The sequence below is a fragment of the Sinomicrobium endophyticum genome, from assembly GCF_052983315.1.
On sequence record NZ_JBRKIS010000010.1, the window covers coordinates 145,539 to 162,186 of the forward strand.

Consider the following 16,648-nt stretch of genomic DNA (forward strand, 5'->3'; position numbering starts at 1 on the left):
TAATACTCACGGACCAACTATTTTCCCAAAACCTGCCTGATCTTATGATAGATCTGGTGGTTGTCATAAATACCGCGAAAAACTTCCGAGCCCGGGCCATAGGCAAAAACAGGGACCATAACCCCGGTGTGTCCGCCCGTGGTGAATGCCCCATCCAGGTCATTGTAATTGCCATCTTTGCCGGGAAGAGAATATCCCCCGGTTTCGTGGTCGGCAGTAATGACGATCAGGGTATTGCCGTCCTTTTCCGCAAAGTCCAGCGCTTTGCCGATGGCTTTGTCAAAATCGATCATTTCCGTGATAATATATTCCGCATTATTGTCATGCCCGCCCCAGTCAATCTGTGAACCTTCTACCACCAGGAAGAACCCTTTGCCCGATTCGTTTTGCAGGTGACGGATAGATGGCGTTATGGAACGTGGCAAAATATCGTCACGCCCTTTCAGGATAGGCTCCGGCTGATCGTCCGCAATAAAATAGCCTACTTTGCCGGAGGTGGTCTCCAATTCATTAAGCGAGTTGATAAAAGAAAAACCTTTACTTTCCAGTTCTTTGGTGATGTTCCGGTTGTCAAAAGGCTTCTTTTCGGAGTCTACACGGTTTTCAAAATACTTTTTTCCTCCGCCTATAAAAAGGTTTACCGGGGCATTGACCATATCCGCCGCGATTTCGTTTTCCATACTTCTTTTCAGCTGGTGGGCAAAAAAGCTGGCCGGGGTGGCGTGCGTAATAGCGCAGGTAGCAATAAGCCCGGTGGAATAACCGTCGTTGCCCAGAAGTTCCAGCAGTGTTTCTTTCGGTTTCCCGTCCTTGTCTACGCCAATGGCGCCGTTATATGTTTTTTCGCCTATGGAAAAAGCGGTGGCTCCTGCGGCGGAATCCGTAATCAGGTCCGAAGAAGAACTGGTTTTGCTGAAACCTACATTGGTAATCCGTTCAACGTGGAGTGATTTATTCCGGTATATCGCGCTGGAAACCTGGGTAACCCCCATACCATCCCCAATCATCAGGATTACATTTTTGGGGCGTTTCCCCGTTTGGTTTATGCTGATCTCCGCGTTTTCCAGGTCGGTTTTAACCGTGGGACTTACATTAATGCTGCAAGCGGAAATGATAAAAAGAATGCTAAGAGCACTTAACCTGGCCAGTAATTTCATGATTATCGTGTTAAATTAGGATTTTAGAATAATAGCTGTTTGCGTATTGGCTCTCAAATTTAGCAAACACAACGGATTATACCTGTTTCCGGGCTTTATATTTCTGTGGTATTTTGTGGAGGGGGTATTACAAACGCTTTGTTTATGGCAAGGCACTCGTTGTAAATGAGCGGCAGGGGAACATAGAAACACACAAATCGTTAAAGGAATTGTCCTTTTATTCTACCAACTACTGAATTTTTTAATATCTTTAGTTCCGTGTTAATTCTAACTTTATAGCCTATGGGAGAATGGTACAATTCTTTAATGCTAACCGAACAGATTTTCTGGGGGATAGCAATTATTTCTACGGTGATATTTCTCATCATTATGGTGCTCACGTTTGTCGGAGGAGAGGGAGACTTCGGGTCTTCCGAGATAAGTGTGGATTCGGAAATAGAGTACGACCATGGTGTAGGGTTTCAATTTTTTACCCTTAAAAATCTCATCGCCTTTTTTACCATATTCGGATGGAGCGGCATTACCTGTCTCAATGCCGGCTTTTCCTTTCCACTCACAATTGTTGTTTCCTCTTTTTGCGGACTTCTCATGATGTTTATCATGGCAGCCTTGTTCTATTATATTAGCCGGCTTACTCAAAGCGGTACCTTACAGTACAAGAACGCGCTGAATGTGATAGGTGAAGTGTACCTGGAAATCGGTAAAAACCGTTCCAGAATGGGGAAAGTGCAGGTAAAAGTACAGGGTGCATTGCGCGAAATGGAAGCACTAACTGATGCCGAAGTCAACTTACCACAAGGAACTGTAATCCGGGTGGAAGCAGTTACGAACAACGGTATCCTTATTGTAAACCCTGTATCCGAATAGTTTGTATAACATTTTACTTCTTAAATAACTCATGGAAAATATTTCTTCATTCTCAGGAGTGATCGGTATTATCATCGTGATACTCTTTATTTTTATTATGTTCTTTTCCCTCATCAAGAGGTACAAACGCTGTCCTTCCGACCGCATTCTGGTGGTATACGGTAAAACCGGAAAAGGACAATCCGCCCGGTGTATTCACGGTGGAGCAGCATTTATATGGCCGGTATTCCAGGATTACGAATTTCTGGACCTTACGCCTATGTCCATAGAGGTCAATCTTACCAATGCACTGAGCAAACAGAACATCCGGGTCAATGTCCCCTCCAGGTTTACCATCGGGGTATCTACCGACCCCGGAGTCATGCAAAATGCCGCAGAACGCCTGCTCGGTCTCGGATTACCGGAAGTACAGGACCTGGCGCAGGAAATTATATTCGGACAGTTGCGCCTGGTAGTGGCATCTATGGATATCGAAGAAATCAATTCGGACCGGGATAAGTTTTTGCAGAATATCACCGAAAACTTAGAGGCAGAATTAAAGAAAGTAGGGCTGAAGCTTATCAACGTAAACATTACGGATATACAGGACGAGTCCGGGTATATCTCTGCCCTGGGAAAAGAAGCGGCTGCACATGCTATTAACGCCGCCAAGAAATCTGTTGCCGAAAAAGACCGGGACGGGGCTATCGGTGAGGCTAATGCCAAACAGGAAGAGCGTACCCAGGTGGCTGCCGCCAATGCCAAAGCTATAGAAGGAGAAAACACGGCATTGGTAAATGTAGCCAATTCCAATGCCATGCGTAGGGAAAAAGAAGCCGAAGCGGAAAAAATAGCCAGTGCAGCAGAGAAGGTGCAATCGGCAAGGGCATTGCAGGAAGCGTATAAAGCCGAGCAGGAAGCAGAAGAACAAAGAGCTGTCAGGGATAAGGCCACACAGTATGCAAACGTTGTGGTTCCTGCCGAGATTGAAAAAAGCAAAATAGAAATAGATGCCGAAGCAGAAGCCGAAATGATACGGCGTACTGCCAAGGGTGAGGCAGATGCCATATTACTCAAAAAACAGGCAGAAGCACAAGGACTTTACGAAATTCTTACCAAACAGGCACAGGGTCTCGACCAGATTGTGAAAGCAGCAGGGAACGACTCCAAAAGTGCCGTATTACTGCTTATCGCCGATAAACTACCGGAACTGGTGAAAACACAGGCCGAAGCCATTAAGAATATCAAGATCGATAAGGTTACCGTTTGGGATGGTAATTGTGGTCAGGGGGATGGCAAAACAGCAACAGCCAACTTCCTCTCCGGTATATACAAATCCGTACCACCACTGGAAGACATGTTCAATATGGCGGGGATGCAATTGCCTTCCTATCTCAAAGGTGAAGAAAAACCGGAAACGGATAAAGCAGAAAAAGAAACGAAAGACGGAGAAGAGGTTTAAAAAAACATTTATAGGACGGGCGGGCATTAGTATGCCCGTCCGTTTTTTTGTGCATTTTTGCCGGTTACATGTACTTTCAGTTCTGTAATATTTTTTGAAGGATTGTTTCAAAACGTGGTATACGGTGAGGGGGCACTCGTTGTAAACGAGCGCCAGGGGTAGCTAAAGCCCAAAAATGTATTCTTTTAATTATCTTTATTCCCTTTTCCATGGAATACTAATATAAAAACCATCCTGTAAAAGCTATCATTCATGAAAAAATCATTGTTGCTCCTCACTTCATTTTGTTTTTTATTATCCCTTCAACTCAGTGCCCAGGAAGCGAAGTCCAAGGCCGTTATCAACCATATTGCCGTTTATGTTGTTGACCTGGCCAGCAGCACACACTTTTACCGGGATATTGTGGGGTTAGATACTATACCAGAACCATTCCATGACGGCAAACACACCTGGTTTTCCATTGGTTCCAATGCGCATTTGCATTTAATAGAAGGCGCAAAAGCCGCTGCCAAACGCGATAAAAACAGCCATCTTTGCTTTTCCGTCCCATCCGTTCCGGACTTTATTAAAGTGCTGGATAAAAACAAAATTGCCTACGAAAGCTGGAAAGGTGAAAAACAAAAGGTTACCGACAGGGTAGATGGCGTAAAACAGATTTATTTTACAGACCCGGATGGGTACTGGGTGGAAATCAATGATGCTAAAGAATAAAAACGGGGAGCTCAGGTCTCTTTATCCCGGACCAGGACATTTACGCATTTATAATACATGGTTGCAGACAGCTAACTGACATTTTGACTTACACTACAACCTGTTGCCGTTATTCCCTTGGAATGGAATACCTTTTGCTTTGCCCTTTTTATGACACATATAGTACATTCTTAATAGTTTAACTGTAAAAATTTAAATTATGAAGGAAGAACTTGTAAACGTAAAGTTAGTGGGGAAGAAGGGGGATAGGTATGAAATTCTGTTCCCGAATTTAAAAGTCCCTGTTTCCATCAATGAAAACTTATACCGTAAAATGCAAAAGAGTACTATGTTCCGGTTTAACCCGGCCCCTTCTTCCATCAAAAATTCATATCCATAAGAATTCCGGAGGGTTGCCAAAAATGCCGTGGCACTTGTTTATGGCAAGTGCCTCTCTTCTTTGGGATTTGGAACGTTCCTATTTAAAAACCATAGTGATTAAAAAATAATGCGGAATTTTAAAATGAGTTCCTAATTCCTCGGGTTTTATATCAGATTGTACAACCTCACAATAGGAACCTGAACCATCGTCATGTATTGTAGGTGTTATGATAGCCAGTAACGGGAATTCATCTTTTAATGGATTTTCAACTGTTTTTTCCGATCCGAAAAAATCTTTCGTTATATATTCGGACCCGTTGTTGGTGAGTTTAAAATTTTTAGAAGCACTACTGTAATTAGGACCTCTTAATTGAACTTTCAGGTTATCGGCAGAGATTTCCGTAAAAATTTTCAAATCAAAAACAGGTTGTTTAATTTGAAACAGTTCCGTTTCTGTTGCATCAAATAAAATCTTTGTGTCAGCTAGTTTTCCGTTTCTGAATTCTTTTATGTGAAGCTGATAATACTTTCCTTCAATTTCGGCACTTTCAAAATCAAACCTTTGCACAGCTATGTTTTGAAATTCGAAAATCTCCAATAACTCCATATTCTCTACACCGTATTTTGTAGTTGTAGTCACTGTATTTTGGCCGAATGTTTTTAACTGCACAAAAAATAAAAATAATAGAGCGGCAATCAGAATATTTTTCATTGTGATAGCTTATATAATTTGTGAATATATTTAAATATGGATTACCTTGGCCTCTACCAGGTGATTCGTTTGCAAGGAACGGGGAGTTACCCTATTAATGCTTTTCCCGTCTTTATGGCAAAAGCATAGTCTTCCCGTCCGTTGTCTTTGGCGATGGAACTTGCTTTTTCCCAATCATAGCCAACCATTACATGTTCTATATTCCATTTTTTTTCAGCAGTCTTTTTAGCAATCACATACTCGGCATAAGGTGAATTTGATTCCATTGCATGCGGAAACGGCATATTGTCATAATACGCAGGCAATCCCACGCTTCCCGGATTTACGATCAACTTACTATCAGGTAGGTATTGTGTTTTGAAAACATGACTATGTCCGCAAAATATATATTTATGCGATAATTCTCCCAGTTCCATTGAAAGTTGATCGGAGGACTTATGGGTTACGCCATGTTCATTTACTTCTTCCAGTAAATACTGATCATTTACAAACGGAGTGCCGTGGCAGAACATAATATCTTCCAATACCCATGTATCTTTAAATGATCTGATCCATTTCTCAATATCACTATTTATTACAGGTTTTACGAAATTAAAGGTCTCGGAATTGCTTTTTTCATTTAAAAGAATTTCATCACAGTTTCCCATAATATTTATACTATTCGAAATGCTCATTAATTGACCGGCGGTGCCAACCGGATCGATCGGACCGAATAAACTATCTCCCAAATTAACGATCAAGTTAATATCGCGGGTCGAAATATCCTTTAATACGGCCTCCAGTGCTAAACTGTTACCGTGTATATCTGAAATAACTGCAATGGATTCATGCATACTGTTCTCCTTTTAATGTTTTTTCGAAAAAAAAGCCTTGCTAAAAGTACTCAAAATCTCCATAGTATCTATTGGCTTTTTATCCTATAGACTTATAAAGAACAAAAGGCCCCGAACATGGGCCTTTCACAAAATTCATAATACTCTTTTATAACCCTACTCGGTCTGGTGCTCGTTTGCAACGAGTACCCATCGTCTCCCGCATTTGCAATGCCCCCTTTACTAAACCAGTCTATATTTGCAAAACCTGCATTACTCACCACAATGTTTGCAACTCCACATTCGGTTTCTCCGTCCAATCTTCCATATAAGCCTTGTAACTACTGTATATCCAGGCATATTCGTTATAAATGAATATTAGAGAGAGCACGTTATTTCATATTTTCGGATGTAACTACTTTTATATGTAAATTTCCTATCATTGGGTTTGAGAGTTTTATCTTTAAAAAATTCCCTTCCACTCCTATAAAATTTCCACTAATGGGAGCCCCTCCATAATGATTTGTAATCCCGAGATAAAACTCTTGAACTTTACCTATAAGATGCTTTTTACTTACATCAACTTTGACTATATCATTTGTTGGAGTAGTAGGTAGAGAATTATTTATGGTATAATGAGTTCCTCTAATATTAACATTTCCATCGGAAGTATTATTCATAATATATGTATCAAAAATTTGATCCTGATTAAAGTAAAAATTACCAGGAGTAAGTATTTTGAAGGCCTCTATAGGTATTGTACTTTGAAAAATATTATTGGTGGCCGTAAACCCCCTAATATTTTGCCCGGTCCAATTAGCCTCAATTTCAAAAGGTGCATAATTAACATCATCATCAACATAAATAAAATAACAATTAGTAACTGAGGTGAATTTAGGTCCTCCAATATTTAATTTGCAATTATCAAAATAACAGGTGGTAATTCTATTTGCCGAAGTATTCCCTTCTAATTTTATTCCATAGAATGAATCATATATATGTATCTTATCGTATACGTTAGCTGTAGAACCAATTGACCTGATACCATATTCAAGACCTTTCATTACGATATTACTAAAATGATGATCTGAATTAGAAAACGTACCATTATTTTCCAGCTTTATTCCGGTTCCTGTCCTATGCTCAACACCTTCGTCAAAATAATAATCATCTTTATTTATGAAAAATGAATTTAGAATCATTATCTCATTCGATTCTCCATGAATGAGAATTCCACTTTTATTTTCCGGAATGTCATAGACAGAAAATTTATCGAATACCCATCTTATACTATTTGCTAATCTAATACCACTGGCCTTATAATGACAATTAAGAATAATTTCATTGAAAGTAATATTTTCACGGTTGAATCGCCTTTCTGGATTATTTCCTGTTTTTTCTATGTATGTATCAAATAAAAAATCATCTGTGAAATTATCGCTAGCTTTGATAATTCCATTTACTAATTGAAATGCACTAGTTTCAGGAAGTTGTATTTTATTCTCTAATATAAATTCCCCTCCGGCAAAATCTAAAATAATATTACTATTACTAGTTTTAGAGTTATTAATTTTTATTCTAGTCGAGGCTTTTTGTCTATTAAGAATAAATTTTAATGCTTCTTCTATTCCTTTATCATCTGGTGCTTCATCATTTTGAACTGCACCCCACCAATGTGGATATATTCTTTCTAATTTTGAATTTCCAATTATTTTAGCGCCATCATTAACTTCAAAAATGTGACTTAAACCCGTTTTTATATTTCCATTTAGTGTTAATTGAACTCCGGTATTTAAAATTATTTTAGCATTCTCAGAAAAAGTTAAAGTGATCTTTTCTGGAATTATTAGGTTAGTTGTTATTAAATAATTTCCTCCTTTTAATACTATTGAACCTTGATCATTTATAGAATTAATAGCATTTCCTATATCTGAGCCAGTTCCTCCGGTTAAAACAATTTCACCTTGAGAAAAACAGGCAAACTGTACTAAAAATAGTATTGGTAAAATTAAAGGTCTGTAGTTCATTTTTAAAATATTTTGTATTCAGATGAATGATTCATTATGAGTGGTAATCTGTAATTGGAGGGAACTAATTTAGTACATTCCGCAGTCTATAACCTATATCTTGTTTACCGTAATGATTATCATTTTAAGATGCCTTTATTTTTAAGGGGCGTTACAAACGCTTTCTACGATACACACTCGTTACAAACGAGTGCCAGTTGGGGATAGACCTTCAATAATGTCTGGGAATAGATATACTTTTCTGTTATTTAATTATTTCAAAGAAAATATCTTGGCTATTTTCATCATACAAGCTATGACGTTTGAAACCTGATGATATACTTATTATTTGACCTAAATGATTTTCAAATAATAAATGCGGATATCCCTCAGTTTCATACGAATGTACTGTCTGGGATGATACGTTATAAATTTTTACCTCTCTTTCAGGGGGGAAATCATGATTATGAGCTTGATCCGGTTGATTATTTGATCCTAAAATTAAATTTCCGTTCATACTTATTCCGGACGGAAAACGTGGCATTTCAAAAGACCTGATAGGGGTGAAATTTTCCGAAGAATAGATTTTGTTATCCATCAAATCAACGAGAAAATTTTGTTCAGGACTGTATAAGATCTTTAATTTGTTATTCAGTGATTTTACCTGTAAATTAACAGTCTTTCTATTTTGGAAATTCCCATTATTGTCGACCGTAAAAACGATACTATTAGATTCATTATGATGGCCTACAAGTACCTCATTATTATTCAAGGGAATGGGATAATAATTCGAATCTCCATGGTGTGTTGAAAAAGTAGGTGCTTTATCAATTGGATGTAAAGTGTTTCCGTCCCGCTCATATGTGTATGCATAATCGCTATCAAGGAATATCCATAAATTATCATGTATGTTAGCAAAATAAGATACAGAAAAATGCTCTTGGGGCTTTAACTCATATTTCAGTTCTAAAGTCTTTGCATCATAAACATTATACTCGCCGGACTGGTGAAAAATAATTTCTTTACCGTAAACCGAAGAGTGTGTTAATTTCATCTCTACAGTGGTATCTGAAGTAGGGGGGGCAGCGGCTTTAGCTTCAATAATTTGTGTACTGTAATTATATCTGTAAAGATCACCTTCGGTAAAAACATAAGCAATGGTTTCTTCCTGGTCTAAAGAGATAAATGAAACGTATTTGAAGGGGAGAACTCCGGGTTTTTTATAACTTGATTTTTGAGTGTTTGTGCCAAAGATAGCAGGGGTTCTTTGCCCAAATATGTTATACACAAAAACAGTATAGCCGGGGTGTATTGCATATGGTGGATTATTATCTGTAAAGGTTGTGGTATTAATGTCTTCTATTTTGGCTAAAACTACTTCCTCCCCGTTTATATTAAATTCATCAAGTCTAGTGACTACAATTTCATAGTGTGAAAAATAATTTCCTTGATACACTTCCCAGTCAAGTTTAATAGCGTCATTCAGAGTAATAGGTGTAGATAGTTTCACCGGTTCAACCTCAAAATGATATGTGTAAATATCAACAAGCGTACTTTCGCCTACCAATCCTTTATCTGTATATAGCTTGAAAAAATAACAGAGCTTTTCATAAGGAGCTGGAGTTTCGTCAACAAAGTTATTTTGATCCACGTCTGTAATAGTACCTATAAGTTCAGCTTGGGATTTAGAACATCCTTCTTTGGCTCTGTAAATTTCGTATTTATCAAATTTGTTGAATCCCTGGTATTTCATCCACTTAAGCCGTATTTTGTCCTGGTGTTCGGGACTATCGTCCCATTGAAACGATGTTGTGTAAATGTCCGGATCGTTGGGAGGGGCATATCGTTGCGCGGTAAAAGTCAAAATGTCAAGGGTACCGTCTTCGTCCATGTCTATTTTCATCCTGAATACAAGTTTGTCCTTATTCAAACCGACAAGGACCATTTCTTCCGATTGCGGTACGGAGGGGCCAATGTAAATAATTCCCTCATTCAATGACCAGTTAGTTGCATCCGTATCGTAATTACACCATTCGGAATTAGCAGCGTATTGGCTGTATTTGCCATTATCCATAAAAACGAAAAAATCCCGGCCACATCCCTGGTAGGATACCGGGACCGATGTTTTTTCTCCCTCGTATTCCACTTCGTATATAGACCAGATCCCCGCCAGGTCTTCTGTCTTTGCAGAAGTAAGGGCCCCTTTGTAAAAGTTTTCCAGTGTAATTACATTGTCATCGTCACCAGAACAACCGGAGAGGATCAGGAAAAATAATAACAATACGGGGGCAAAGACTTTTAGGTTGTAGTTTTTTGTCATCTACTTTTCAGATTGGGTTAGCTTTGAATTATTAGGTCTATAACGGTGCTTAAATATACTGGATTTTCTGTAACTTTTGCGTATAAATATTTTTGAAAGGAGTCGTCCCCAAGGCAGCCAAAAGTGTCATTTCGAATGCGAGAAATCTCAGGTATAATATATTAAACTTTATATAGCAATAAAGTCATTTAAGCCTTAATATATTTGTCTAAAGGCAGCCGCCTCACCCTTTTTCCGCAGGGGTGATAAACAGCATTAGCCACAGTCGTTGCTGCCGGCCCTTGTGCGGCTTCTTTAACTGGTTGTCGTTTGCAAACGAGCGCCAGGAATTCCCGGAATTTCAAAGCTTTATAATTTTAGATATAGACACTTTTGGATCTCCATTGCTAAAAAACTCCGTTTCCATAATTTCAATTTCACAATTATCTATGTCAAACTCTGCTTCTACACTTCTGGTAGAATCTATACAGTGAACAAGAATAGAGTCTGCACTGTTTTCCATAAGATTATTTTTGATTAACCATAAATGCTGGCTGGATGCTTTAAGGTGAAGCACAGTTCGGTATTTTGCAGAATCCAGTTCCAGGCTTTCTATTTCCATTATTTTTCTTTTATAGTCTTTGCTCAGTTCTTCTATTTCATTTTTATAGTTTGTTGTTTTTAGAAGTCCACGGAGCGGGCACTGTAAATCTGATGGAACTTGTTCCACATTCTTTACTTCAACTTTATTTGCTTTACAAGATGTCAGGATTAGGAACAGTATTAATATTTTTCTGAGTTTGCCGTCTTTTTTCATAAATGCTTATTTTTTCGTTATATTGTCAACCCTCCTAATATACTTAAATTTTAGTTTGTTTTATTTCTGGCGCTCGTTTGCAACGAGTGCCTATTGTGTATACTAAAGTAAGCTTTACAACAGCTGTAACTTTTATAGTTTTTTAAGGTACTCACTGCATAAAATGATGGGAAAGAATACAAGTTTAAAAAATATAATCCTCATGTTAACAAGTTTTTAACGTGGTGTGTTAGCGTAAAATCAGCCTTTTTTGAATACTTCTTCTTATCTTTAATTCGTAGTGTTCCAAACCATTTCCATGTACAAAGCAAAAATGTATCTGTTTCTGGTTACCTGTAGCTTGACCTCATTGGGTTTTGCACAGGAAACATCCCCGGTATCCGGTAAAATATCTACCTCCGGCCAATTGCTGAAAAATATCAAAGTCACCAACCTCCATACCAGGATAACCACCTATTCTGACGAAGAAGGAAGGTTTAATATCCCTGCCCGGAAAAAAGACAGCATATTGTTTTCTTCCGATTTTTTCGAGGAGAAGGTAATTATGGTCCGGCCCCGGCACTTCAGGGAGGAATTGCATATAGATTTGACAGAAAAAGTAAATCAATTGGACGAAGTCATAGTGGAGGACAAGTATATAGCCCCCGATTTTGATGAAAAAGCATATAGTAGCGGGCTTCAAAAGCAGATTGCCGAAGACATGAAAAATGATCCCTTGAAATATATGTCGAACACTTCCGGAAATATGGATTTCGTACTTATATTCAACCTTATATACGGCCTTTTTAAAAAAGATAAACAAAAAGAAGCACCACCAAAAACCATTGTATATGAAGATCTGGACAATTTGTTCAAAAGCGATCCGTTTTTCACAGAAAAACTCTTAACCAACGAGCTAAAAATACCCAGGGACTACAGGGGACTTTTTTTAGTATACTGCGAATCCCGGAAAATTGATGCCGGATTATTGGCACAGGATAACCGGTTTGATCTTCTGAATGCACTTATCCTTCACAGCAAAGAGTTTCTTTATTCTGTTGATAATGCGGATAGCGAGCCGTAGCGTTAAAATATAGCTGTGCATAAGAAAAAGCTCGGTAAACAATCGCGTGTATGTGCAAAGGCAATGGCACTCTTTTTCCTGCAAACTACTCCCCGGTAATATCCACCGTATACCAAACCCCGCGGTCACTTTTAAATTTGGTAATGCCCGTATGTATATCCGGAGGAGTAAAATGACTATCATCCAGCCAGCCGCCGTTAGGCCAGTAGATAACCCGAAGCCGGTTGTCTTTTACTTTCACCTTTAACGTATATGTAGACCGGGTGCCCGTTTTCGGGTAATAATACCCTACCCGGGCAGGGTACACACCATCCGTAAACCCTCCATTGGCACGGATATGAGAAGTGCGGAGAGAATTTAGTATATCCCGTTCCGTGTTTTCCCCTTTGCACGAAACCAGCGAAATAAACAGAAGTATGGTAACCAGGTATTTCATGACGGGTAATCGTTGTTAACTTTTCTTTTTAACATAGGTCTTATTCCCTTTGGAATTGATATAGTATTTTCCTCCCCTCGGTCCGGTGTGTATAGTCCTCCCCGAAGCGCTCCGCGAACCGGAAGATGTGGAAGTAGTGCCGTAACTCCCGGAAGATTCCTTGCCGGATTTTACATATACCTTATTCCCGTTTTTGTTAATATAATACATACCGCCCCGGCTCCCCCGGTACAAAGTACGCCCCTCCGAATCTGTCCCGGCAGAACCGGATGTTGTTGTGACCTTACCAGGGGAAGAGGTATTGGGGTAAGTGGACGAAGTATAATACGTTCGTTGCGTAACAGGATATGTAGACTTGCTGCGGCCCGCCCTTTCTTTGGCCATTTTCTCCCGGTGTTCCGCAATAGTGAGCAGTTGCATGTTTTCAGGATCGTCCGTACCTCCCTCCGAAAGCGGGATAATATGATCTATCTCGTACCCTTCCGGAACCTCCGTCAGGCTCTTGGATGCCAGGAACTTTCGTTTGTTGGCCTCGCTTCGTTTTACCATAGGTTTTCCCGTAGTAGTATAATAACGGTCGCTGTAATATTCCGTATTATCCTGTTTATACGTTTCCTGTGAGGTGCACACAGAAGGGAAGAAGAAGAAAAACAGTAAAGAAGTAAAAAAGTATTTCATGGATAAAGTGTTATAATCAGATGAAGTGAATACAAAATTGTTCGATAAGGTGCACTACCTATTTCTTCGGAGGCTTGCGTTTATGCAGTTTTACGGAAATAGTTTTCTTTATCATAACTATATGCTTTATGGTTATACCTGCTTGTTTATACGGACAATACAAATATTCCACAAATTTCCCATACATCCATACGGGTTCCCGTAGACCTGCTTTTTAATTTTCCCGAATAACTTCCGGCAGGAAAATAAATACACTATAAAAACCGTTATTTCCGAAAAGAAATAAGACAAAAATTTCTTTTAAAATGATGCCGGTGTACCATACTATCCGCAAAACAAGCCCTTAAAAATCGAAACAACATGAAATCTACCCCCATGCGCCAAACCTTATGTATTCCGCTAACCTATATGTTTATCCTTCTTTTAGTCGGTATAAACATCGGATGTAGTGATGAAGACGATGATCTTACTACAGGAGAAGAAAACAATCCTCCGGCAGAAATGGGAGAAGTCCGCAATTTTGTATACCAGCTGACCAATTACCCCGACGGTAAACTGGATGCACTGGCGGAAGCGGAGCAGGACCTGGCCGTGATAGACCTGGCAAGAGACGGGGGCGAAGGTTATTTTACCAGAGAAGAGATAGAAACCCTCCGTAATTCCGGTAAAAAAGTGCTGGCCTATTTTTCTATGGGGACTAACGAGACCTACCGCCCGGAATATGAAGCCGTAGTAGAAGCCGGCCTGCAACTAAACCACTGGCCCGACTGGCCCGATGAGTATTTTGTAAAATACTGGGAGCCGGCCTGGTGGGAACTGGCCGTAAAAGGACGTATAGACCAGGCCATTGCCGCCGGGTTTGACGGGGTGTACCTCGATATCCCCAACGCCTACGAAGAAATAGACCTGGACCTCGTGCCCGGCGAAGACCGGGAAAGCCTGGCCCGGAAAATGGTAGACCAGGTCATACACATCAGCGAATATGCCAGACAACAATCGGCCGGTTTCCGGATTTTTCCGCAGAATTCCCCCGAACTCCGCCACTACGAAGGCTATACCGAAGCCATAGATGGCCTGGGCGTGGAAGACCTCTTTTTTATGGATGCCGATATTCCATGTACGGAAGACTGGTGTGCCGAAAACCTGGCCAATGTACGCGCCCTGAAAGAAGCGGGGAAAATAATACTGGCCGTGGACTACGCCAATAAATCAGAAAATAAATCGTATGCCTGTGAGCGCTATGCGGAATACGGCTTTGCCGGTTATGTATCAGTAGTAGAACTGGACAGGATAATGCCTTCCTGCGGGGAATAGGTTATATAAAGCGACTTTTCCGGGCAGATGCTGGTGTTTAGGTTAACCCGGAATGTACAATTATAAAATTACCGCGTGCCATGATATGTAGCCAGGGTCATTCCCCACACCATAACGCAGGAAAAGAAAATACCGATGGCGTTGGCCCAGAAAGCCTTCCGGTATGGCATCCGGAATAAATAAGAAGCAATAGTCCCCGCATACACTCCCGTACCCGGTACCGGAAGCATGACAAAGATAAGGATGCCCCAAAACCCGAACTTGCTGACATTGGAACGAGCCCCGATCTTTACCCGTTTGGCCACTTTAATGGCCACTCTCTTATAAAATTTCCATTTAAGCAGATAGCGGTTCAAATGGTCCAGAAAAAACCGCATAAGAGGATATACCGATATATTGGCCAAAAGACAGACCACAAAGGCTATGTAAATATTAACGTGGTTAAAAATAGCGTAAGGAATCCCTACTTTGGCCTCTCCGAAAGGAGAAATACTCCACAAAGCGGCGATCAGAATATCTACTATCACAGAATTTTTTTGCAAAAATAAGAATTAAAAACCTCAGGTATATTACAGGACATATCATTTATAAGCATTTAACATTTTTTTTAATAGGAATCCTTCACCGATGCCGGCCCGGGAAGCCTGGAAAATACCCACAATCCGGTTTCTGGGAAAACGAACAGGAATTCGACGGCGGAATAAAGAACAAAACAAATCCCGTAGGAAAATTATCAGAAAGATCGAAAAAAATGTATATTTATCTGCCCGGCCATTTCTTAGTGCATGACAAAAATTGAACTTTAACAACTTATGGATGTACTCCATCTGAACGATACCTGGCCCCGGTAGAAATAATAAGGATAAAAACGAATTACCCGGACACATTGTAAAAAAACGATTTTTGCCGTGTACTAAAACCCGTTTAATATTTGCATATGGACAAAATAAATACGAAAAACAACCTGGCTCCTGTAATCCGGTTCCTGGCGATAAACTTTGCCCTGAGTGGCATTTTTTACTTTTTTATCATTTATTCCGGAAAACTGGGAGCAGGAGAAGGTCTTTTTGTAACAGGATTGATGTGGTGCCCCGGAATCGCGGCCCTCATTGCCATGAAATTAGAAAACAGGAACCTCTCCGAACTGGGATGGAGGTGGGGAAAAACAAAATACCAGCTGCAAAGTTTCCTTGTCCCCGTTTTGTACGCGCTAATAGCCTATCTCATTATCTGGTTCACCGGCTTAGGAGGATTTTACGACCGGGAATTTGTCAGCGAACTTACGGAATCATTTGGCCTGGGCAATATAGGGGACGGATGGACAATAGGGCTGTATGTTATTCTCATAGGCATATTCGGTACCGTACGCAGCGCCGCCAATGCCTTGGGAGAAGAAATAGGATGGCGGGGATATCTTGTACCCGAACTTTTCACCCGCTACGGATTTACACGGACATCGCTGATTTCCGGGTTTATATGGGCCGTCTGGCACCTGCCCATTTTACTTTTTGCCGATTATAACAGCGGTACACCCGGATGGTATGCCATGATCTGTTTTTTTGTCCTCGTATTAAGTGCAGGCTTTATCTTTACCTGGTACCGTATGAAGTCCGGAAGCCTTTGGACAAGTGTTATACTGCACGCATCGCACAATCTTTTTATCCAGGCCATCTTTACCCCGCTTACCATAAAACATGAGAATACCGCCTATTTTATCGACGAATTCGGGGCCGTACTGCCTTTGGTTACCCTGGGCTTTGCCGTTTATTTCTGGCGGAAGAGAAAGGAATTGGGGGAGAATAGGGGTTATTCAGTTATTTAGGCAACACTCAATAACTCAATAACTGGATAACCCATTAACTCATTACCCCCCCCTCCCGAAACAGGGCTTTAGGCCCTCGATCGGACTGGCAAGAAAACGGGGCGAAAACGGTCTCTTTTCTTATTTTTGCTACATTCCGGAGACAACCATCCC

General features: G+C 40.2%; 15 protein-coding genes. 6 read left to right on the plus strand and 9 right to left on the minus strand.

From position 1 onward, the window contains the following. Positions 1 to 17: 17 nt before the first annotated feature. A complete protein-coding gene (locus ACVBDU_RS03130) occupies positions 18 to 1,157 on the minus strand; it encodes an alkaline phosphatase (RefSeq protein WP_447178323.1) in 1,140 nt (379 codons plus the stop codon). Positions 1,158 to 1,439: 282 nt separating this feature from the next. Between ACVBDU_RS03130 and ACVBDU_RS03135 the strand changes: the two genes are divergently transcribed. The 3 genes from ACVBDU_RS03135 to ACVBDU_RS03145 all read left to right on the plus strand — a co-directional run bounded on the left by ACVBDU_RS03135 (position 1,440) and on the right by ACVBDU_RS03145 (position 4,176). After that, on the plus strand, positions 1,440 to 2,024 hold the full coding sequence (locus tag ACVBDU_RS03135) for a hypothetical protein (RefSeq protein WP_447178324.1): 585 nt from the start codon (positions 1,440 to 1,442) through the stop codon (positions 2,022 to 2,024). A 31-nt stretch (positions 2,025 to 2,055) separates the two neighbouring features. Next, on the plus strand, positions 2,056 to 3,465 hold the full coding sequence (locus ACVBDU_RS03140) for a flotillin family protein (protein WP_447178325.1): 1,410 nt from the start codon (positions 2,056 to 2,058) through the stop codon (positions 3,463 to 3,465). A 252-nt stretch (positions 3,466 to 3,717) separates the two neighbouring features. Beyond that, positions 3,718 to 4,176 carry a VOC family protein gene (locus ACVBDU_RS03145; protein ID WP_447178326.1) on the plus strand — a complete coding sequence of 153 codons (459 nt, stop codon included), beginning with the start codon at positions 3,718 to 3,720 and terminating at the stop codon, positions 4,174 to 4,176. A gap of 457 nt (positions 4,177 to 4,633) precedes the next feature. Here ACVBDU_RS03145 and ACVBDU_RS03150 read toward each other — a convergent pair whose 3' ends face one another. From ACVBDU_RS03150 to ACVBDU_RS03170, 5 genes are all read right to left on the minus strand, one after another. Next, the gene (locus ACVBDU_RS03150; RefSeq protein ID WP_447178327.1) at positions 4,634 to 5,248 is read right to left on the minus strand and encodes a hypothetical protein; all 615 of its coding nucleotides are present in this window, start codon (positions 5,246 to 5,248) and stop codon (positions 4,634 to 4,636) included. Positions 5,249 to 5,334: 86 nt separating this feature from the next. Further along, positions 5,335 to 6,081, minus strand: a complete 747-nt coding sequence (locus tag ACVBDU_RS03155; protein ID WP_447178328.1) for a metallophosphoesterase family protein — start codon at positions 6,079 to 6,081, stop codon at positions 5,335 to 5,337. Positions 6,082 to 6,452: 371 nt separating this feature from the next. Continuing rightward, on the minus strand, positions 6,453 to 8,087 hold the full coding sequence (locus ACVBDU_RS03160; RefSeq protein ID WP_447178329.1) for a hypothetical protein: 1,635 nt from the start codon (positions 8,085 to 8,087) through the stop codon (positions 6,453 to 6,455). 244 nt (positions 8,088 to 8,331) lie between these two features. Further along, positions 8,332 to 10,386, minus strand: a complete 2,055-nt coding sequence (locus ACVBDU_RS03165) for a lipocalin family protein (RefSeq protein WP_447178330.1) — start codon at positions 10,384 to 10,386, stop codon at positions 8,332 to 8,334. Between the two features lie 340 nt (positions 10,387 to 10,726). Continuing rightward, positions 10,727 to 11,182 carry a hypothetical protein gene (locus ACVBDU_RS03170; RefSeq protein WP_447178331.1) on the minus strand — a complete coding sequence of 152 codons (456 nt, stop codon included), beginning with the start codon at positions 11,180 to 11,182 and terminating at the stop codon, positions 10,727 to 10,729. 298 nt (positions 11,183 to 11,480) lie between these two features. On the opposite strand from ACVBDU_RS03170, the gene ACVBDU_RS03175 reads away from it, so the two are divergent. Next, a complete protein-coding gene (locus tag ACVBDU_RS03175; protein WP_447178332.1) occupies positions 11,481 to 12,245 on the plus strand; it encodes a BamP family beta-assembly machinery protein in 765 nt (254 codons plus the stop codon). A gap of 85 nt (positions 12,246 to 12,330) precedes the next feature. Here ACVBDU_RS03175 and ACVBDU_RS03180 read toward each other — a convergent pair whose 3' ends face one another. Beyond that, the gene (locus ACVBDU_RS03180) at positions 12,331 to 12,681 is read right to left on the minus strand and encodes a hypothetical protein (RefSeq protein ID WP_447178333.1); all 351 of its coding nucleotides are present in this window, start codon (positions 12,679 to 12,681) and stop codon (positions 12,331 to 12,333) included. A 15-nt stretch (positions 12,682 to 12,696) separates the two neighbouring features. Continuing rightward, positions 12,697 to 13,359, minus strand: coding sequence for an HNH endonuclease signature motif containing protein (locus tag ACVBDU_RS03185; protein ID WP_447178334.1), 663 nt, complete (start codon positions 13,357 to 13,359; stop codon positions 12,697 to 12,699). A gap of 360 nt (positions 13,360 to 13,719) precedes the next feature. On the opposite strand from ACVBDU_RS03185, the gene ACVBDU_RS03190 reads away from it, so the two are divergent. After that, on the plus strand, positions 13,720 to 14,673 hold the full coding sequence (locus ACVBDU_RS03190; RefSeq protein WP_447178335.1) for a glycoside hydrolase family 191 protein: 954 nt from the start codon (positions 13,720 to 13,722) through the stop codon (positions 14,671 to 14,673). Between the two features lie 68 nt (positions 14,674 to 14,741). Here ACVBDU_RS03190 and ACVBDU_RS03195 read toward each other — a convergent pair whose 3' ends face one another. Continuing rightward, positions 14,742 to 15,200 (minus strand): COG2426 family protein, encoded by a 459-nt coding sequence (locus ACVBDU_RS03195; RefSeq protein WP_447178336.1) that lies wholly within the window; start codon positions 15,198 to 15,200, stop codon positions 14,742 to 14,744. Between the two features lie 410 nt (positions 15,201 to 15,610). Here ACVBDU_RS03195 and ACVBDU_RS03200 point away from each other — a divergent pair, with 410 nt between their 5' ends. Further along, positions 15,611 to 16,495, plus strand: coding sequence for a CPBP family intramembrane glutamic endopeptidase (locus ACVBDU_RS03200; protein ID WP_447178337.1), 885 nt, complete (start codon positions 15,611 to 15,613; stop codon positions 16,493 to 16,495). Positions 16,496 to 16,648 lie beyond the last annotated feature (153 nt).